The sequence below is a fragment of the Stenotrophomonas sp. LMG 10879 genome (assembly GCF_002750935.1).
Taxonomy (GTDB): Bacteria; Pseudomonadota; Gammaproteobacteria; order Xanthomonadales; family Xanthomonadaceae; genus Stenotrophomonas; species Stenotrophomonas lactitubi_B.
Genome location: NZ_PEJT01000005.1, coordinates 246348 through 262292 on the forward strand (window position 1 = coordinate 246348; position 15945 = coordinate 262292).

Sequence of the window (15945 nt, forward strand, 5' to 3'; positions counted from 1 at the left end):
CGATGAACCTGCCTGGCCCGTTGCCGATGCGCGTACTGATCCTCGGCATGGGCTGGAGTGGGCGCGTGTTGGCCGCGCACCTTCAGGCCCTAGGCGTGCAGGTGGAAGGCACCGTGCGCGATCCGGCGTCAGCACCTGACGATGGCCTGCAGCGCCATCAACTGCAGGCCGACGCTGCGCTGTCACCCACCCTGCTCGATGCCATCGCACACGCAGACGCGGTGCTGTGCAGCGTGCCACCGGATGCCGAGGGCGACCCGGCACTGCGACTGCTGCATGCTGCGCTGCGCGACAGCGCGTCACTGCGTTGGCTCGGCTACCTGTCATCGACCTCGGTCTACGGCGACCGCGACGGTGGCTGGATCGACGAGAGCAGCGTTTCCGATGCCACAGAACCCGTGGGCATGCAGCGACAACTCGCCGAAGCGCAGTGGCGTGCGCTGGCGGAGGCGCGCGGCATCGCCTCGGCCGTGTTCCGCCTGCCGGGCCTCTATGGGCCTGGGCGCAATGCGCTGCTGCAGCTGGCGCAGGGCCGCGCGCGGCACGTGGTGCGCCCGGGGCTCGCGTTCAATCGCCTGCATGTAGAAGACCTGGCAACGGTGGTGATCGCCGCGATGCGCCGCCCCATGGCCAATGCGCTGTATCTGCCGAGCGATGACGAGCCGGCGCCGTCGCAGGATGTACTGGCCTTCGCCGCGCAGCTGGGGGGCTTTGCCCTGCCGCCCGCAGTGGCCTGGGATGATCCATCGCTCAGTGCGACGTTGCGGCGCTTCTACCAGAGCAACAAGCGCATCGACAGCCGCGGCACGCGCGAGGCGCTGGAGTGGACACCGCGGTTTCCAACGTATCGGGAAGGGCTGACGGATCTTGCCGCTTCGCTCGCCGGGCATGGCCCGGCGCTACCGGATCCGGGCGTTCCCGGCTGACGGGTAGTGCCGGTCAGGCAGCGTCGGGCAGGCGGAAGAACGCACGCGTCGCGGCCGTGGCGTTCGCCGCCGTGGTCTGCACATCCTCGCCACGGTCCCGCGCCAGCTCTTCCACGATGTGCGACAGGAACACCGGTTCGTTGCGGCGGTCCTTCGGCATCGGCTTCAAAGTACGCGGCAGCAGATACGGTGCGTCGGTCTCGATCATCAACCGGTTGGCCGGAATGTTCTTCACCAGCTCGCGCAGGTGCCCACCGCGGCGCTCGTCGCACAGCCAGCCGGTGATGCCGATGTACCAGTCCTGGTCCAGGTAATCGAACAGCTCCTGCCGCTCGCCGGTGAAGCAGTGCACCACGGCCGGACCGATGCGGCCTTCGAAGTTCTTCATCTGCGCCATGAAATCGGCATGCGCATCGCGCTGGTGCAGGAACAAGGGCTTGCCGTTGTCCGCAGCCAGCTGCAGCTGGCGCTCGAACGCGCGGTGCTGCGCCGGGCGCGGCGAGAAGTCGCGGAAATAATCCAGCCCGCACTCGCCCACTGCGACGACTTCAGGGTGGGCATGCAGCGCGCGCATCTCCGCATCGCACTCGTCGGTGTACTCCACCGCGTGGTGCGGGTGCACGCCGGCGGTGGCGTACAGGAACCCCGGGTGCTGCTGCGCCAGCTGCAGGGCCAGCGGCGAGTGCTCGCGGCTGGCACCGGTGATGATCATCTGCACCACACCGGCCTGCCGTGCGCGGTCCAGCACGGCCTCGCGGTCGCGGTCGAAGGAGTCGTGGGTCAGGTTGGCGCCGATATCGATCAGATGCATGGGGGCAGCAGGGGCAGGAAAACCCGCGCATTGTACCCGTGCCCGTCATGGCCCCTTATCCTTTGCACATGAACGCCCCGCAATTCCCCATTTCTCCGCTGCTGCCGCAGATCCAGCAGCAACTGGCCGCGCACCCGCGGCTGGTGCTGGAAGCCCCACCCGGCGCCGGCAAGACCACCCAGGTGCCGTTGGCGCTGCTCGATGCGCCGTGGCTGCAGGGCCGCAGGATCATCCTGCTGGAACCGCGCCGGGTGGCCGCGCGCAGTGCCGCGATGTTCATGGCGCGCCAGCTCGGCGAAGAGGTCGGCGGCACCGTCGGCTACCGCATCCGTTTCGAGAACAAGGTATCGGCGCGCACGCGCATCGAGGTGGTCACCGAGGGCATCCTGACCCGGATGCTGCAGGACGACCCGATGCTGGAGACCGTCGGCGCGATCCTGTTCGATGAATTCCACGAGCGCCATCTCAGTGGTGATCTGGGCCTGGCGCTGGCGCTGGACGTGCAATCGCAGCTGCGCGATGACCTGCGCCTGCTGGTGATGTCGGCGACGCTGGACGGCGAGCGGCTGGCACGCTTCCTCGATGCACCGCGGTTGAGCAGCGAGGGCCGCAGCTATCCGGTGGCGATCAGCCACTTCCCGGCGCGGCGTGACGAGGCACTGGAGCTGCAGGTGCGGCGTGCCGTGCAGCAGGCGCTGGCCGAGCACCCGGGTGACCTGCTGGTGTTCCTGCCCGGCCGGCGTGAGATCGCGCGCGTGCAGGCCGGCCTGCAGGACAGTCTTGATGGCGCTGCGGTGGACGTGCTGGCCCTGCACGGTGAGCTGCCGGTGGAACAGCAGGCGCGCGTGCTGCAGGCCGCCAGCGACGGCCGCCGCCGCGTGGTACTGGCTACCAACGTGGCCGAGTCCTCGGTGACGCTGCCCGGCGTGCGTGTAGTCATCGACAGCGGTCAGGCACGCGAGCCACGCTACGACCCCAACAGCGGGTTCACCCGCCTGGACGTGGTCGCCATCGCGCAGGCCTCGGCCGACCAGCGTGCCGGCCGTGCCGGCCGTGTGGCAGAGGGCGTCGCCTGGCGGCTGTGGCCGCAGTCGCAACGGCTGGAGCCGCAGCGTCGCGCCGAGATCGACCAGGTTGAACTGGCCGGTCTTGCGCTGGAACTGGCCGCCTGGGGCAGCAGTGACCTGCGCTTCCTCGACCCACCACCGAGCGGGCCGATGGCCGCCGCACGCGAGCTGCTGCAGCGCCTGGGCGCGTTGTCCAGCAGCGGCGCGATCACTGCACTCGGCCGTCGCGTGCTGGCGCTGGGCACCCATCCGCGGATGGCCGCAATGCTGCTGGCCGCACCCGATGCCCGCGCACAGGCCTTGGCCGCCGATCTTGCGGCTTTGCTGGAAGCCCGCGACCCATTGCGCCAGGGCGGTGATGCAGTGGCCGCGCGCTGGCGCGCACTGGCGGCCTTCCGCAATGGCCGTGCGCCGGCCGATGCCAATCGCAGCGGCCTGGCCGCCATCGACGCTGCTGCCAAACAGTGGCGCCGTCGCCTGCGCTGTGAGGCCGCGCCACCGGCCAGCATCGAGGCGCACGAGCTCGGCGACCTGCTGGCGCACGCCTTCCCCGACCGCATTGCGTTCCAGCATCCGAACGACCCGTTGCGTTACCTGCTGGCCAATGGCCGCAGCGCCCGCCTGCATGAACTGAGCGACCTGCGTGGCGAACCGTGGCTGGTGGCCAGCGAACTGCGCTTCGAAGCCCGCGATGCGCTGCTGCTGCGCGCCGCACCGGTGGATGAAAGCTATCTGCGCAGGAACTGGCCCGACCGCTTCCTGACCGAAGACGTGGTGCGCTGGGATGACACGCGCCGCGCGCTGGTTGCGCTGCGCGAAACACGCTTCGACCGCATCGTGATGGACAGCCGTTCGGCGGGCCGGGTTGATCCGCAGCTGGCGGCGCAGGCACTCACCGACGCCGTTGCCGAGCTCGGCCTGCAGGCATTGCCATGGACCGAGGGTCTGCGCCAGTGGCAGGCACGGGTGGAATCGCTGCGGCGCTGGATGCCCGAGCTGGGCCTGCCCGACTGCAGTGACACCGCATTGCTGGCCAACCGTGCGCAATGGCTGCAGCCGGCATTCGCTGGCAGGACACGTCTGGATGCGCTGGACGAGGCCAGTTTCGGCGAAGCGCTGAAGTCGCCACTGGAATGGTCGCAGCGGCAACTGGTCGAGCGCCACGCGCCGACCCGGATCACCGTTCCGTCAGGGCTGGAACGGCCGATCACCTATGCGCTGGATGGCGAAAGCGGCGAGCCGCTGCCGCCCGTGCTGGCGGTGAAGCTGCAGGAGTTGTTCGGCCTGGCCGACACGCCGCGCATCGCCGATGGCCGGGTGCCGCTGACCCTGCACCTGCTGTCACCGGGCGGCCGGCCGTTGCAGGTGACCCAGGATCTGCGCAATTTCTGGGAGAACACCTACGCCGAGGTGAAGAAGGAAATGAAGGGCCGTTACCCGCGCCACCCGTGGCCGGACGATCCGTGGACGGCCACGGCGACCCACCGGGCCAAGCCGCGCGGAACCTGAGTGGCGGGGTCGGATCCCTTTGCGTGGCAAAGGGCTCTGACCCAAGGATGCGCGCCGGGGTCAGAGCCCTTTCCCAACGGAAAGGGATCCGACCCCAACCTGCCTGATCCTGAATGGCTGCGGTAGAGTCACACCACGCGCCCGCCTGACTGACATACCGTTTACGGGCAACAGGCGACACTGGACTTCGACCCGAGGCAAGGACACCCCCCGCATGAGCAAGTTGACCGTAATCACCGACCGCGCCCTGGAGCGCGCCCTCGACCTGGCCCACACCGCGGGCGATGGCCTGAAGAGCGCCGGCGGCAGCCTGCGGCACCTCGGCCCGCAGGCCAGCGACTGGATCAAGACCGGCGCCGCGCTCGGCGCGGTGAAGACCGGCGGCAAGGTCGCCACCAAGTTCGCCCGCCGCAATCCGGCGGTGACCATCGCGGCGGCTGCGGTGGGCGTGGGCCTGCTGGGCTACGCGCTGTACCGCAAGCAGCAGAAGAAGAAGGCCGCCAATGGCCATGTCGTGAACGGCCAGGCCCAGCGCATCAATGCGCGCGATCGCCGCAACGACACCGTGGTCGACGAGCACAGCGATATCGGCAGCGACGCCTGATTGGCCGGGGTCGGATCCCTTCCGCAGGAAGGGCTCTGATCCCATGACGCTGCACGAGGGCCGGACGCCGCAAGGCCTCCGGCCCTTTTTCGTTTCAGCCGATCTGCCGCCACTGCCCCGGCTGCAGGTCATCCAGCCGGTACGGCCCCATCGCAGCGCGTACCAGGCGCAGCGTCGGCAGGTTCACGGCCGCGGTCATCCGCCGCACCTGGCGGTTGCGTCCTTCGCGGATCGTGATCGCCAGCCAGCTGTCGGGCACCGTCTTGCGGAAACGCACCGGTGGATCGCGCGGCCACAGCTCAGGCGCAGGATCGAGGCGCTCGATCTTCGCCGGCAGCGTCGGACCATCATTGAGCACCACGCCATCGCGCAGCTGCTGCAGCTGCTCCTCGCTAGGCGTGCCTTCCACCTGCACCCAGTAGAGCTTGTCCGCCTTGTGCTTCGGGTCGGTCAGCTTGTGCGCCAGCGTGCCGTTGTCGGTCAGCAGCAGCAGGCCTTCGCTGTCATGGTCGAGGCGGCCGGCAGCGTAGACGCGCGGCGGCAAGCCGAAACCGGCCAATGTCGGCCGCGGCGGCACGCTGCGGTCGGTGAACTGGCAGAGCACGTTGAACGGCTTGTTGAAGGCAATCAGCATTACGGGCGCGGCAGGCGGCGGGTAAGGCATTGTCCCACGCCGCGCGTCGTGCAACCGACCTGTAGAGCCGAGCCGATGCTCGGCTGCTGTTGCGATCCGTCGCGCTGTGCGCGATGAGCCGAGCATGGGCTCGGCTCTACACTGGGGAATCCGCGCTGGCAGTACGACGTGCCGGCTTACGGCTTGATGAAGCGCAGGGTCATGCGGTCACTTTCGCCGATCGCCTGGTACTTCGCATCATCGGCCTTGTCGTGCTGGTTGGTCGGCGGCAGGGTCCAGACGCCATTCGGATGGTCCTTGGTATCACGCGGGTTGGCATTGACCTCGGTGCGCGCATCCAGCTTGAAACCGGCAGCCTCGGCCATCGCGATCACCTGCTGCTGGCCGACATAGCCGGTGTCGTCAGCGTCGGCCACGTCGGCCTTGGCGCGGTGCTCGACCACGCCGAGCACGCCGCCCGGCTTGAGCACGTTGAAGAAGCCCTGGAACATGCCCTGCGCCTGGCCCGCCTTGCGCCAGTTGTGCACGTTGCGGAACGTCAGCACCACATCGGCCGAGTTGGCCGCGCCGAACACCGGCTTGGCCGGGTCGTAGGCGACGACGGTGGTCTTGTCGAACTGTGCCGGTGCGGCGGCGTACTTCTTTTCCAGGCTGTCGCGGCTGCGCTGCTGGTAGTCGCGGCCGCGGCCTTCCGCCACGGCCTGCGGATCGACCACCGCAGCGATGTAATGACCCTTGTCGCGCAGCAGCGGCGCCAGGATTTCCGAGTACCAGCCATTGCCGGGCGTGATCTCGATGACGGTCTTTTCCGGCGCCACGCCGAAGAAGCCCAGCGTCTGCGCAGGATGACGGAAACCGTCGCGCTTGACGTTGGCCGGGTCGCGGGTCGAGGCCTTCACCGCCGCATCGATCGCCGGCGACACCTGGATCTTTGCCGGTGCGACCGTGGCCGGTGCAGCGAATGCGGGAACGGCGACCAGCAGCGCCGAGGCAAGCAGCACGCGGCAACCACGCAGGGATGAGGCAGCAATCATCGGGACGACTCCAGCGGAAGATGCGGCGAGACTAGCAGCCGTCGCGCCGCAGGTGTTCACAAAACGTTAGCCGCGTGCGCGTCGCGGAACACAGTTTTGTGGTCAGCGCCGCAGCGCGGTCACACATCGCGCTCTATCCTGAAGGACTTCCCCCAAGGAGTCCGTGCCCATGACGGCAATCCGCGAACTGGGCCGTTCCGGCCTGCATGTAGCTCCGCTCGCCTTCGGTGGCAACGTATTCGGCTGGAGCGCCGATGAGAAGGCCAGCTTTGCGCTGCTGGATGCCTTCGTCGATGCCGGCTTCAACCTGGTCGACACCGCCGATGTGTATTCAGCGTGGGTGCCGGGCAACCAGGGTGGCGAGTCGGAGACGCTGCTCGGCAAGTGGTTCGCGCGCAGCGGCAAGCGCGACAAGGTGGTGCTGGCGACCAAGGTGGCCAAATGGGCCGAGCGGCCCGGCCTCACCCCGGACAACATCAATGCGGCCGTCGAAGATTCGCTGCGTCGGCTGCAGACCGATGTGATCGATCTGTACCAGGCTCACGAGGACGATGAATCCACGCCGCTGGAGGCCACCCTGGCTGCGTTCGGTCGCCTGATCGAGGCAGGCAAGGTGCGCGCCATCGGTGCGTCCAACTACAGCGCCACGCGCCTAGCCGAAGCGCTGAAGGTGTCCACCGACTACAAGCTGCCGCGTTACGAAACCCTGCAGCCGGAGTACAACCTGTACGACCGCGCCGGCTACGAGAAGGAACTGGAACCGCTGGTGCAGCGCGAGCAGATCGGCGTGATCAACTACTACGCATTGGCCAGTGGCTTTCTCAGTGGCAAGTACCGCACGCCGGACGATGCCGGCAAAAGCAGCGCGCGTGGTGCCACCGTGGTCAAGCGCTATCTGAACCCGCGCGGCCTGCGCATCCTGCAGGCGCTGGATGATGTGGCCAGCAAGCACAACGCTACTGCCGCGCAGATCGCGCTGGCCTGGCAGATCGCACGGCCGTCGATCACCGCACCGATCGTCAGCGCCACCAGCGTGGAACAGCTGCACGACCTGCTGGCGGCGGCGAACGTCGCGTTGAGCGTGCAGGACGTGGCGCAGCTGGATGCGGCCAGCGTGGAAGGCTGAGGAAGGACGGTGCCGACCAACGTCGGCACCGTTCAGTAGATCCACGCCACGCGTGGATGCAGCAGCTCAACGCGGCAGGCTGTCTTCGCCGACCAGCGCATGGTGCACGCCGATACCCGCGCGCACCCCTTCGGCCATGGCCAGGGTGATGTTGCCGACCGTGGTCGCATCACCGGCCGCATGGACGTTCGGCACCGAGGTCTGTTTCATCATGTCCACCTCGATCAGCACGCCCAGCGGACTTTCCACCAACGCGCAGCCCAGTTGCTGCACCAGCGGCGTGGCCATCGCCTGCCCGGCAGGTACGAACAGTGCACGCTGGGCGATACAGCGGCCATCGGCCAGCTCGACCTCCAGCCAGGTGGTCTGTTCGCCGTGCACGCCGACCACCGGTGTGGTTTCGATCTGCACGCCGCGCTGCTGCATGGCGGCCAGCTCCTCGTCGCTGATCGGCAAGCCCTGGCTGAAGAAGGTCACGTTGCCCCAATCGGCGAACAGCGGCGCCTTGCCGGCCGACATCGGATGGCCGCCGAGCAGGCCGATCGAACCGCCACCCACTTCGTAACCGTGGCAGTACGGGCAGTGCAGCACGGTGCTGCCCCAGCGTTCGGCCATGCCGGGCAGTTCGGGCAGCTGGTCGGCGATGCCGGTGGCCAGCAGCAGCTTGCGCGCGGTCAGCACCTGACCGTCGGCGGTATGCACCTCCACACCCTCGGCGCTGGCCGAGGCCCGCACGGCTTCGGCATTCAGCCAACGCACGGTCGGGTAGTCCAGCAGTTGCTGGCGTGCGTTCTTCAGCAACTCGGCGCCACTGATCCCGTCCATGCCCAGTACGCCGTGCGAATGGCTGGCAAAGCGGTTGCGCGGCGAACCCGCGTCGATGATCGTGACCGGCCGACGCGCACGCGCCAGGATCAGTCCGGCGGCGATGCCGGCGTAGCTGCCGCCGACGATGAGGACATCAGGATTCATGGTGAGCTTCCAGGGAACGGTGATGGGCAAGATGGCGGGCGAAGTCGGCGCCCAGCTGGTCGAGGGTGGTTGCCTGCAGCCGCTGCTCGAGCAGGCGCTGCGCTTCGCGGGCGCTCTCCAGCAGGGCCTGGTTGACCAGCTGCTGGATCGGGCAGCCGCCCATGCCTTCGCGGGTACCGACCTGGACCATCGGCGGCGCGCCGATGGCCTGGTAGACGTCGTGCAGGGTGATCGTCGCCGCATCGCGGGCGAGCTGGCTGCCACCACCGTGGCCGCGCGTGCTGCGGACCAGGCCGGCCTTGTGCATCTGCGCCAGCAGGCGGCGGATCACCACCGGATGGGTTGGCAGGCAGGTGGCCAGCTGTTCGGAGGTTCGCGGCCCGGGCTGGCCGACCAGATGGGCCATCACGTGCAGGGCATCGGAGAGCAGATTCGCGGATTTCATGTAACTACGATAGTTACATTTAAACCAGCTGTCGAGGGTCTGCTTTCGTTCCATATGGACACATTTGTCCTATTAAACACACCCTTCACATCACTAAACAGAACGGGAATGTGACACGCATCGCACTTCAGAGACCTAAAGGATGGTCGATACCGCATCGCACCCCTTCCGAGATCTCGTCCCATGAAAGCCTCTTCCCATGCGCCGCGGCTGCAGTCGAAGCTGCTCGGTGCCGTTTCTGTTGGTCTGGCCGTTGTCCTGGTTTGCGCCCTGGCGGGCCTGGCGTCTGCCTGGTTGAAGCTGTCCACCGAAGTCCCCCCGGAGGTCGCCCACAGCCGCGACGCCGAGCGCCTGCAGCGTGAGTTCCGCGGGCAGGTGCAGGAATGGAAGAACGTGCTGCTGCGCGGCCACGATGACGCTTTGCGCCAGCACCACCTGCAGGCCTTCGACAGCGAAGGCCGCCTCGTTACCGAACTGGCCAAAGGCCTGGCGGCCAGCCCCGATGCGCGCACGCGTGAACTGGCGCAGGCGTTTTCCGGCCTGCATGCTCAATTGCAGCTGGATTACCACGCGGCACTGCAGGCCTTCGCTGACGCCGGCTACGATCCTGCGGCCGGCGATTCGCTGGTGCGTGGCAAAGACCGTCCGGTGGCGACCGCGCTGGATGCGTTGGGTACGCAGGCCACCCAGGTGGCCGAAGCCGCAGTGACCGCGCGTTCGCAGCAGGCACGGCAGACGCTGCTGCTGTGCGCCGCACTGACCATTGGCGCGGCCGTGCTGCTGTTGATGGGCCTGGGCTGGTGGCTGCGGCGCGCCGTGGTGCAGCCGGTGCTGGCCGTGGAAGCGGCCGCACGTGCGGTCGCTGCCGGCGATCTCGACTACCGCGTGCAGGTGCGCAGCCGCGACGAGATCGGTCGCCTGGCGCAGGCGATGCAGGCCGTGCAGAGCACCGTGCGCGGCGTGCTCGACGCGCAGACCGCGATGGCCAAGGCACACGACGCCGGCACGATCAGCCACCGCATGGACAGCAGCGCCTTCCCCGGTGCCTACGGCACGATGGTGGCCGACACCAACACCCTGGTCGATGCACACATCCAGGTGAAGATGCGCGCGATCGCGATCATGGGCCGCTATGCAGTGGGCGACCTCAGCCTGGACATGGAGCGTCTGCCGGGCGAAAAGGCGGTGATCACCCAGGCACTGGATGCGGTCAAATCCAACCTCGGTGCGATCAACGGCGAGATCCGCCGCCTGGCCGAAGCCGCTGCCGCAGGCGACTTCAGCCAGCGCGGCGACAGCGCGCGCTTCGAGCATGATTTCCGCGCGATGGTCGATGGCCTGAACCGGTTGATGCAGACCACCGAACACAACCTCGGCGAGGTCTCGACCATGCTGCGCGCCATTGCCGATGGTCGCCTGGGCGCACGCATGCACGGCGATTTCCAGGGCGTGTTCGCCCGCATTGCCGGCGATGCCAACACCACGGCGGCGCAGCTGGCCACGATCGTCACCGACATCAAGCACGCCTCGGGCAACATCCACACCGCCGCGGCCGAGATTGCCGCCGGCAACAACGACCTGTCGCGCCGCACCGAACAGCAGGCGGCGAACCTGGAAGAAACCGCCGCGTCGATGGAAGAACTGACTTCCACCGTGCGCCAGAACGCCGAGCATGCGCGGCAGGCGAACCAGCTGGCGATCGGTGCGCACAGCGTGGCCTCGCACGGCGGTGAAGTGGTCGGCCAGGTGGTGGCGACGATGGATGCGATCGAAGGCTCCTCGCGGCAGATCGCCGACATCATCAGCGTGATCGACGGCATCGCATTCCAGACCAATATCCTGGCGTTGAATGCGGCGGTGGAAGCAGCGCGTGCCGGTGAGCAGGGCCGCGGCTTCGCGGTGGTCGCCAGTGAAGTGCGTACGCTGGCGCAGCGCTCGGCGGCGGCAGCCAAGGAAATCAAGTCGCTGATCGAGGCGTCGGTGGAACAGGTGGGCCACGGTACGCAGCGTGTGCGCCAGGCCGGTGACACCATGGCCGAGATCGTCGCTTCGGTGCAGCGCGTGACCGACATCATGGCCGAGATCTCCGCTGCCTCGCAGGAGCAGTCGGCGGGCATCGAGCAGGTCAGCCAGACCATCATCCAGATGGACGGCACCACCCAGCAGAATGCTGCGCTGGTGGAAGAAGCGAGCGCGGCGGCACGCAGCCTGGAACAGCAGGCGAACCGCTTGATCGATTCGGTGGATGTGTTCGATCTGTCGACCACGGCGGCGGCAAAGGGTGCCTTGGCGCGGGCGGCCTGATCCTTTGCAGGCAGCCGAGCATGGGCTCGGCTCTAAACCGGGCCGTCGATCGTTCCGGGCTCTGTAGAGCCGAGCCTACGCTCGGCTCACATCAGCGCAGGTAATCCGATGCGGCCATCGCTTCACCCAGGTAATCCAGGAACGAGCTGATCCGCGCCGACACGGCCGTGTTGCGGTAGTACACCGCATGGATCGGCTGGTACACGTCCAGCGTCTGTGCGGCCAGCACCGGCACCAGCGTGCCGGCCGCACGATCACGTTCGGTCACGAAGTCGGACAGGCAGGTGATGCCCACGCCTTCCACCGCCAGCGTGCGCAGCGTCTCGCCGCTGGACACCGCGATATCCGGGCGCACCAGCAGCTGCCCGTCGGCATCGCCCGGCAGCGGCCAGCGGTTCAGCGATTCCGGTTCGTTGAAGCTGAGCAGCGTGTGCTGGCCGAGCGCCGCCACGCTGGCCGGCTCTCCGTGCGCGGCCAGATAGCCCGGGCTGGCCAGCACCTGCAGCCGGCAGCGCCCCAGCGGCCGCGCATGCAGCGTGGAATCAGCCAGCGGGCCGATGCGGATCGCCAGGTCGGTACGCCGTTCCAGCAGGTCGATGTAGCGCTCGGAACTGTTCAACTCCAGCTGCACCTCCGGATAGCGCGCGCGGTAGCCGGCCACCAGCGGCGCGATCACGTGCAGCACGAACGGCATCGCCGCATCCACCCGCAGCCTGCCAGCCGGGCGCTCGCGGCGCGCGGCCATCTGTTCCTCGGCCGATTCCACTGCATCGATGATCGCCCGCGCATGACGCAGGTAGGCCTCGCCCTCGGCGGTCAGGTGCAGGCGACGGGTGGTACGGGTCAGCAGGGTCGTACCCAGCTTGTCCTCCAGCCGGCCCAGCGCGCGGCTCACGCCTGAAGGCGTCTGCCCCAGCTGCTCGGCGGCGGCGCTGATCGAACCGCTGTCGATCACCGCCAGGAAGGCCTGCATTTCGTCGAGGGTGGTTTTCATGCGGCCATTATTGACCACGCGGCAAGAGTGATTGGCGTGAAGACCGGTTTTTCGGCAAAGGTCGGCCGCGCACACTGCGCCCCTTCCTCCCCTCTGGACACTGTCATGATCCGTGGCATTCCGCTCGCCCTGCTGGCGCTGACCCTCGGCGCCTTCGCCATCGGCACCACCGAGTTCGTCATCGTCGGCCTGATCCCGACCATCGCCGCCGACCTGCAGGTCAGCCTGCCGTCGGCCGGCCTGCTGGTGTCCCTGTATGCGCTCGGCGTGGCCGTCGGCGCACCGGTGCTGACCGCACTCACCGGCCGTGTGCCGCGCAAGACCCTGCTGGTCGCGCTGATGGTGCTGTTCACCCTCGGCAACGTCATCGCATGGATGGCACCGGGCTATACCTCGCTGATCGTCGCCCGCATCCTCACCGGCCTGGCCCACGGGGTGTTCTTCTCCATCGGCTCGATCATCGCCACCGCCGTGGTGCCGAAGGAGAAGGCCGCCAGTGCCATCGCCATCATGTTCACCGGCCTGACCGTGGCGCTGGTGACCGGCGTACCGCTGGGTACCTTCATCGGCCAGCACCTGGGCTGGCGCGCTACGTTCCTGGCCGTGGCCGGGCTGGGCGTGATCGCGCTGCTGGGCGCTCTGCTGTTCGTGCCGCGCGGCCTGGCGCAGAGCGCGCCGGCCACCTTCCGCCAGCAGCTGGGCGTGCTTGCGCAGCCGCGCCTGCTGATGGTCTACGCCATCACCGCACTCGGCTACGGCGGCACCTTCCTGTCCTTCACCTACCTGACACCGATCCTGCAGGACGTCACCGGCTTCTCGGCCAACGCGGTCAGCCTGGTGCTGCTGGTGTATGGCGTGTCGGTGGCGATCGGCAACCTGTGGGGCGGCCGCATGGCCGACCGCATGGGCCCGGTGCCCGCGCTGAAGCGCATCTTCGCGCTGCTGGCCGTGGTGCTGCTGGTGATGACCTTTACCGCCCACAACACCTGGTTGATGCTGCTGACCGTACTGGCACTGGGCGCGGTGGCATTCGGCAACGTGCCCGGCCTGCAGGTGTATGTGGTCAAGCAGGCACAGCGCTACGCACCGCAGGCCACCGACGTGGCCTCGGGCCTGAACATCGCCGCGTTCAACATCGGCATCGCGCTGGGTGCGTCGTTGGGCGGCCTGGTGGTCGAACACATCGGCCTGATGCACACGCCGTGGCTGGGCGCGCTGGTGGTGGTCGGCGCGTATGGCCTGACCGTGCTGAGCGGTCGCCTGGACCGTCGCGACGGCATCGATGATCGCGCCGAAGGCATCACCATTGCGGCGCATTGATGAGCGCAATGCACCGTTGCCGGCATGCACACGGCCCCTGCCCTACCCTTTGTGATCACCTCCTTCCCCCGCTTTGGAGTTCTCCATGACTGTCCCCGCTTTCGGTCTCGGCACCTTCCGCCTGAAAGACCAGACCGTGATCGACTCGGTGCGCAACGCACTGGACGTCGGCTACCGCGCCATCGACACCGCGCAGATCTACGGCAACGAAGCCGAGGTCGGCCAGGCCATCGCCGAGTCCGGCGTGCCGCGTGACGAGATCTACCTGACCACCAAGGTGTGGATCACCGAGTTCAAGCGCGATGCGCTGCTGGCAAGCCTGCGTACCAGCCTGGAAAAGCTGCGCACCGACCATGTCGACCTGGCGCTGATCCACTGGCCGTCGCCGAACGACAAGGTCGATACGCCGATGGAGGAGTACCTGACCGCGCTGGCCGAAGCCAAGGCACAGGGACTGACCCGCGAGATCGGCATCTCCAACTTCACCATCGCCCAGACCCGCAAGGCGATTGAGATCCTCGGCGCCGATGCGATCGCCACCAACCAGGTCGAGATCCACCCGTACCTGCAGAACCGCCTGCTGGTGAAGTTCCTGCAGGACAACGGCATCCGCGTCACCGCCTACATGAGCCTGGCCTATGGCGAGGTGATCAAGGACCCGGTGATCCAGGCCATCGCCGGCCGCCACCAGGCCAGCCCGGCGCAGATCGCGTTGGCGTGGGCGCTGCAGCAGGACTACGCGGTCATTCCGTCGTCGACCAAGCGCGAGAACCTGGCCAGCAACCTGGAGGCTGCGGCGATCCGCCTGACCGAGGACGACATGGCGCAGATCGCCAAGCTGGACCGCGGCCATCGCCTGGCCAACCCGGAAGGCATTGCGCCGGCCTGGGATTGAGCAAAAGCCGCCGGGCATGGCCCGGCGCTACCGGTAGGTGCCGACCTTGGTCGGCGCTTACCTCTGGTCGATCGATGAAACACCGTGCCGATCAAGGTCGGCACCTACCAGAAGCATGGGTTCAGCCCTCGCCCTGCAACAACCACCCGCGCATCGCCGCACTCACCTCGTCCGGCTTTTCCATGGGCGCCAGGTGTCCGCAATCAGGCACCACCACCAGCTGCGAATGCGGCACCAGCGCGTGCATCTCCTCGCTCACCGCCAACGGCGTGATGCGGTCGTTCGCACCACAGACAATCAGCAGCGGATCGCGGTAAGCGGTCAGCACGTCGTGGCCATCACTGCGTTCCAGCGCGCTCTGCCGCAGGAATACCTCCGCGCCGAGGCGTGCGGTCATGTCACGCACGCGCTGCACCAGCACGTAGTCGTCCAGCCGCGAGGCATCGATGTAGCTGCGCATCAGCACATCGCCGAAACCGTGGAACTTGCCCGGCAGGCGCACGCTGGCACGCTGGCTGCGACGTTGTTCCGCACGTTCGGGAGAGTCGGCATGGATCGAGGTGTCGATCAGGGCCAGCTGCAGCACGCGCTCCGGCGCGGTGCGCAGGATCTGCTGGGCGACGAAGCCACCCAGTGAGAAACCGGCCAGCGCGAATCGCGCGGGCGCCTGCGCCAGCACGTCCTCGGCCACCGCCTGCAAGGTCTCGCCCCGGGTCTGGTCGCCCACGGTGCAGTCGGCGATATCGGCCAGGTCGGCCAGCTGCGCGCGCCAGAGTTCGGCATCGTTGAGCAGGCCCGGGAGGAGGAGCAGGGGAATACGTTCGGTCATGGCGGGTATTGTGGCGCCTTCAAACCCACAACACGACCACACAGCCATGGCCGATCCCTACAACAGTGGCACTCCCACCACCTCCGCAGCGCGCTTCGATGATTCGATGGTCACCACCGCCTTCGAGCTGCCCGGCTACCGCATCGCACGCAACCTGGGCGTAGTGCGTGGCATCACCGTGCGCTCGCGCTCGATCGTCGGCAACTTCCTCGGCGGCCTGCAGACGATCTTCGGCGGCAACATCACCATCTACACCGAGTTGTGCGAGCAGGCGCGCGAGGAAACCTACCGCGACATGGTGCGGCACGCGCGGCAGCTGGGTGCCAACGCGATCATCGGCATGCGCTACGACGCCACCGATGTGATGACCGGGCTGACCGAAGTGCTGTGCTATGGCACGGCGGTGGTGGTGGAACCGTTGCGCTGAATCCGGCGTTCCGCCGGGCATGGCATCAAGTGCAGCCGAGCGTGGGCT

The 15945-nt window shown here is 67.7% G+C and carries 15 protein-coding genes; 8 read left to right on the forward strand and 7 right to left on the reverse strand.

Annotated elements, in window-relative coordinates:
• Window positions 1-2: 2 nt before the first annotated feature.
• The gene (locus CR919_RS09770) at window positions 3-926 is read left to right on the forward strand and encodes an NAD-dependent epimerase/dehydratase family protein (RefSeq protein WP_099819854.1); all 924 of its coding nucleotides are present in this window, start codon (window positions 3-5) and stop codon (window positions 924-926) included.
• A 13-nt stretch (window positions 927-939) separates the two neighbouring features.
• Here the strand turns inward: CR919_RS09770 and CR919_RS09775 are convergent, their stop codons facing one another.
• A complete protein-coding gene (locus CR919_RS09775) occupies window positions 940-1737 on the reverse strand; it encodes a TatD family hydrolase (protein WP_099819855.1) in 798 nt (265 codons plus the stop codon).
• Window positions 1738-1805: 68 nt separating this feature from the next.
• Here CR919_RS09775 and hrpB point away from each other — a divergent pair, with 68 nt between their 5' ends.
• Window positions 1806-4313, forward strand: a complete 2508-nt coding sequence (hrpB, locus tag CR919_RS09780; protein WP_099819856.1) for an ATP-dependent helicase HrpB — start codon at window positions 1806-1808, stop codon at window positions 4311-4313.
• 214 nt (window positions 4314-4527) lie between these two features.
• Complete coding sequence (locus CR919_RS09785; RefSeq protein WP_025877588.1) at window positions 4528-4917, forward strand: hypothetical protein; 390 nt, start codon at window positions 4528-4530, stop codon at window positions 4915-4917.
• A 94-nt stretch (window positions 4918-5011) separates the two neighbouring features.
• Here the strand turns inward: CR919_RS09785 and CR919_RS09790 are convergent, their stop codons facing one another.
• Window positions 5012-5551 carry a pseudouridine synthase gene (locus CR919_RS09790; RefSeq protein WP_099819857.1) on the reverse strand — a complete coding sequence of 180 codons (540 nt, stop codon included), beginning with the start codon at window positions 5549-5551 and terminating at the stop codon, window positions 5012-5014.
• 176 nt (window positions 5552-5727) lie between these two features.
• Window positions 5728-6585, reverse strand: coding sequence for a class I SAM-dependent methyltransferase (locus tag CR919_RS09795; protein ID WP_099819858.1), 858 nt, complete (start codon window positions 6583-6585; stop codon window positions 5728-5730).
• Window positions 6586-6754: 169 nt separating this feature from the next.
• Here CR919_RS09795 and CR919_RS09800 point away from each other — a divergent pair, with 169 nt between their 5' ends.
• Window positions 6755-7711: an aldo/keto reductase gene (locus tag CR919_RS09800; protein ID WP_099819859.1), complete on the forward strand. Its 957-nt coding sequence runs from the start codon at window positions 6755-6757 to the stop codon at window positions 7709-7711.
• A 66-nt stretch (window positions 7712-7777) separates the two neighbouring features.
• Here CR919_RS09800 and CR919_RS09805 read toward each other — a convergent pair whose 3' ends face one another.
• Both CR919_RS09805 and CR919_RS09810 read right to left on the reverse strand, forming a co-directional pair.
• Window positions 7778-8683 (reverse strand): NAD(P)/FAD-dependent oxidoreductase, encoded by a 906-nt coding sequence (locus CR919_RS09805; RefSeq protein ID WP_099819860.1) that lies wholly within the window; start codon window positions 8681-8683, stop codon window positions 7778-7780.
• Entirely contained in the window at window positions 8673-9128 is a 456-nt protein-coding gene (locus tag CR919_RS09810; RefSeq protein WP_099819861.1) for an Rrf2 family transcriptional regulator, read from the reverse strand. Before CR919_RS09810 ends, CR919_RS09805 begins: the two co-directional genes overlap by 11 nt.
• A 183-nt stretch (window positions 9129-9311) precedes the next feature.
• On the opposite strand from CR919_RS09810, the gene CR919_RS09815 reads away from it, so the two are divergent.
• The gene (locus CR919_RS09815) at window positions 9312-11432 is read left to right on the forward strand and encodes a methyl-accepting chemotaxis protein (RefSeq protein ID WP_099819862.1); all 2121 of its coding nucleotides are present in this window, start codon (window positions 9312-9314) and stop codon (window positions 11430-11432) included.
• A 91-nt stretch (window positions 11433-11523) separates the two neighbouring features.
• Here the strand turns inward: CR919_RS09815 and CR919_RS09820 are convergent, their stop codons facing one another.
• Complete coding sequence (locus tag CR919_RS09820) at window positions 11524-12426, reverse strand: LysR family transcriptional regulator (protein WP_099819863.1); 903 nt, start codon at window positions 12424-12426, stop codon at window positions 11524-11526.
• A 105-nt stretch (window positions 12427-12531) separates the two neighbouring features.
• Here CR919_RS09820 and CR919_RS09825 point away from each other — a divergent pair, with 105 nt between their 5' ends.
• A complete protein-coding gene (locus CR919_RS09825; RefSeq protein ID WP_099819864.1) occupies window positions 12532-13746 on the forward strand; it encodes an MFS transporter in 1215 nt (404 codons plus the stop codon).
• An 85-nt stretch (window positions 13747-13831) separates the two neighbouring features.
• The gene (gene dkgB, locus CR919_RS09830; protein WP_099819865.1) at window positions 13832-14641 is read left to right on the forward strand and encodes a 2,5-didehydrogluconate reductase DkgB; all 810 of its coding nucleotides are present in this window, start codon (window positions 13832-13834) and stop codon (window positions 14639-14641) included.
• Between the two features lie 121 nt (window positions 14642-14762).
• Here the strand turns inward: dkgB and CR919_RS09835 are convergent, their stop codons facing one another.
• The gene (locus tag CR919_RS09835) at window positions 14763-15470 is read right to left on the reverse strand and encodes an alpha/beta hydrolase (RefSeq protein WP_099819866.1); all 708 of its coding nucleotides are present in this window, start codon (window positions 15468-15470) and stop codon (window positions 14763-14765) included.
• Between the two features lie 46 nt (window positions 15471-15516).
• Here CR919_RS09835 and CR919_RS09840 point away from each other — a divergent pair, with 46 nt between their 5' ends.
• Complete coding sequence (locus CR919_RS09840; protein ID WP_099819867.1) at window positions 15517-15897, forward strand: YbjQ family protein; 381 nt, start codon at window positions 15517-15519, stop codon at window positions 15895-15897.
• Window positions 15898-15945: the final 48 nt, after the last annotated feature.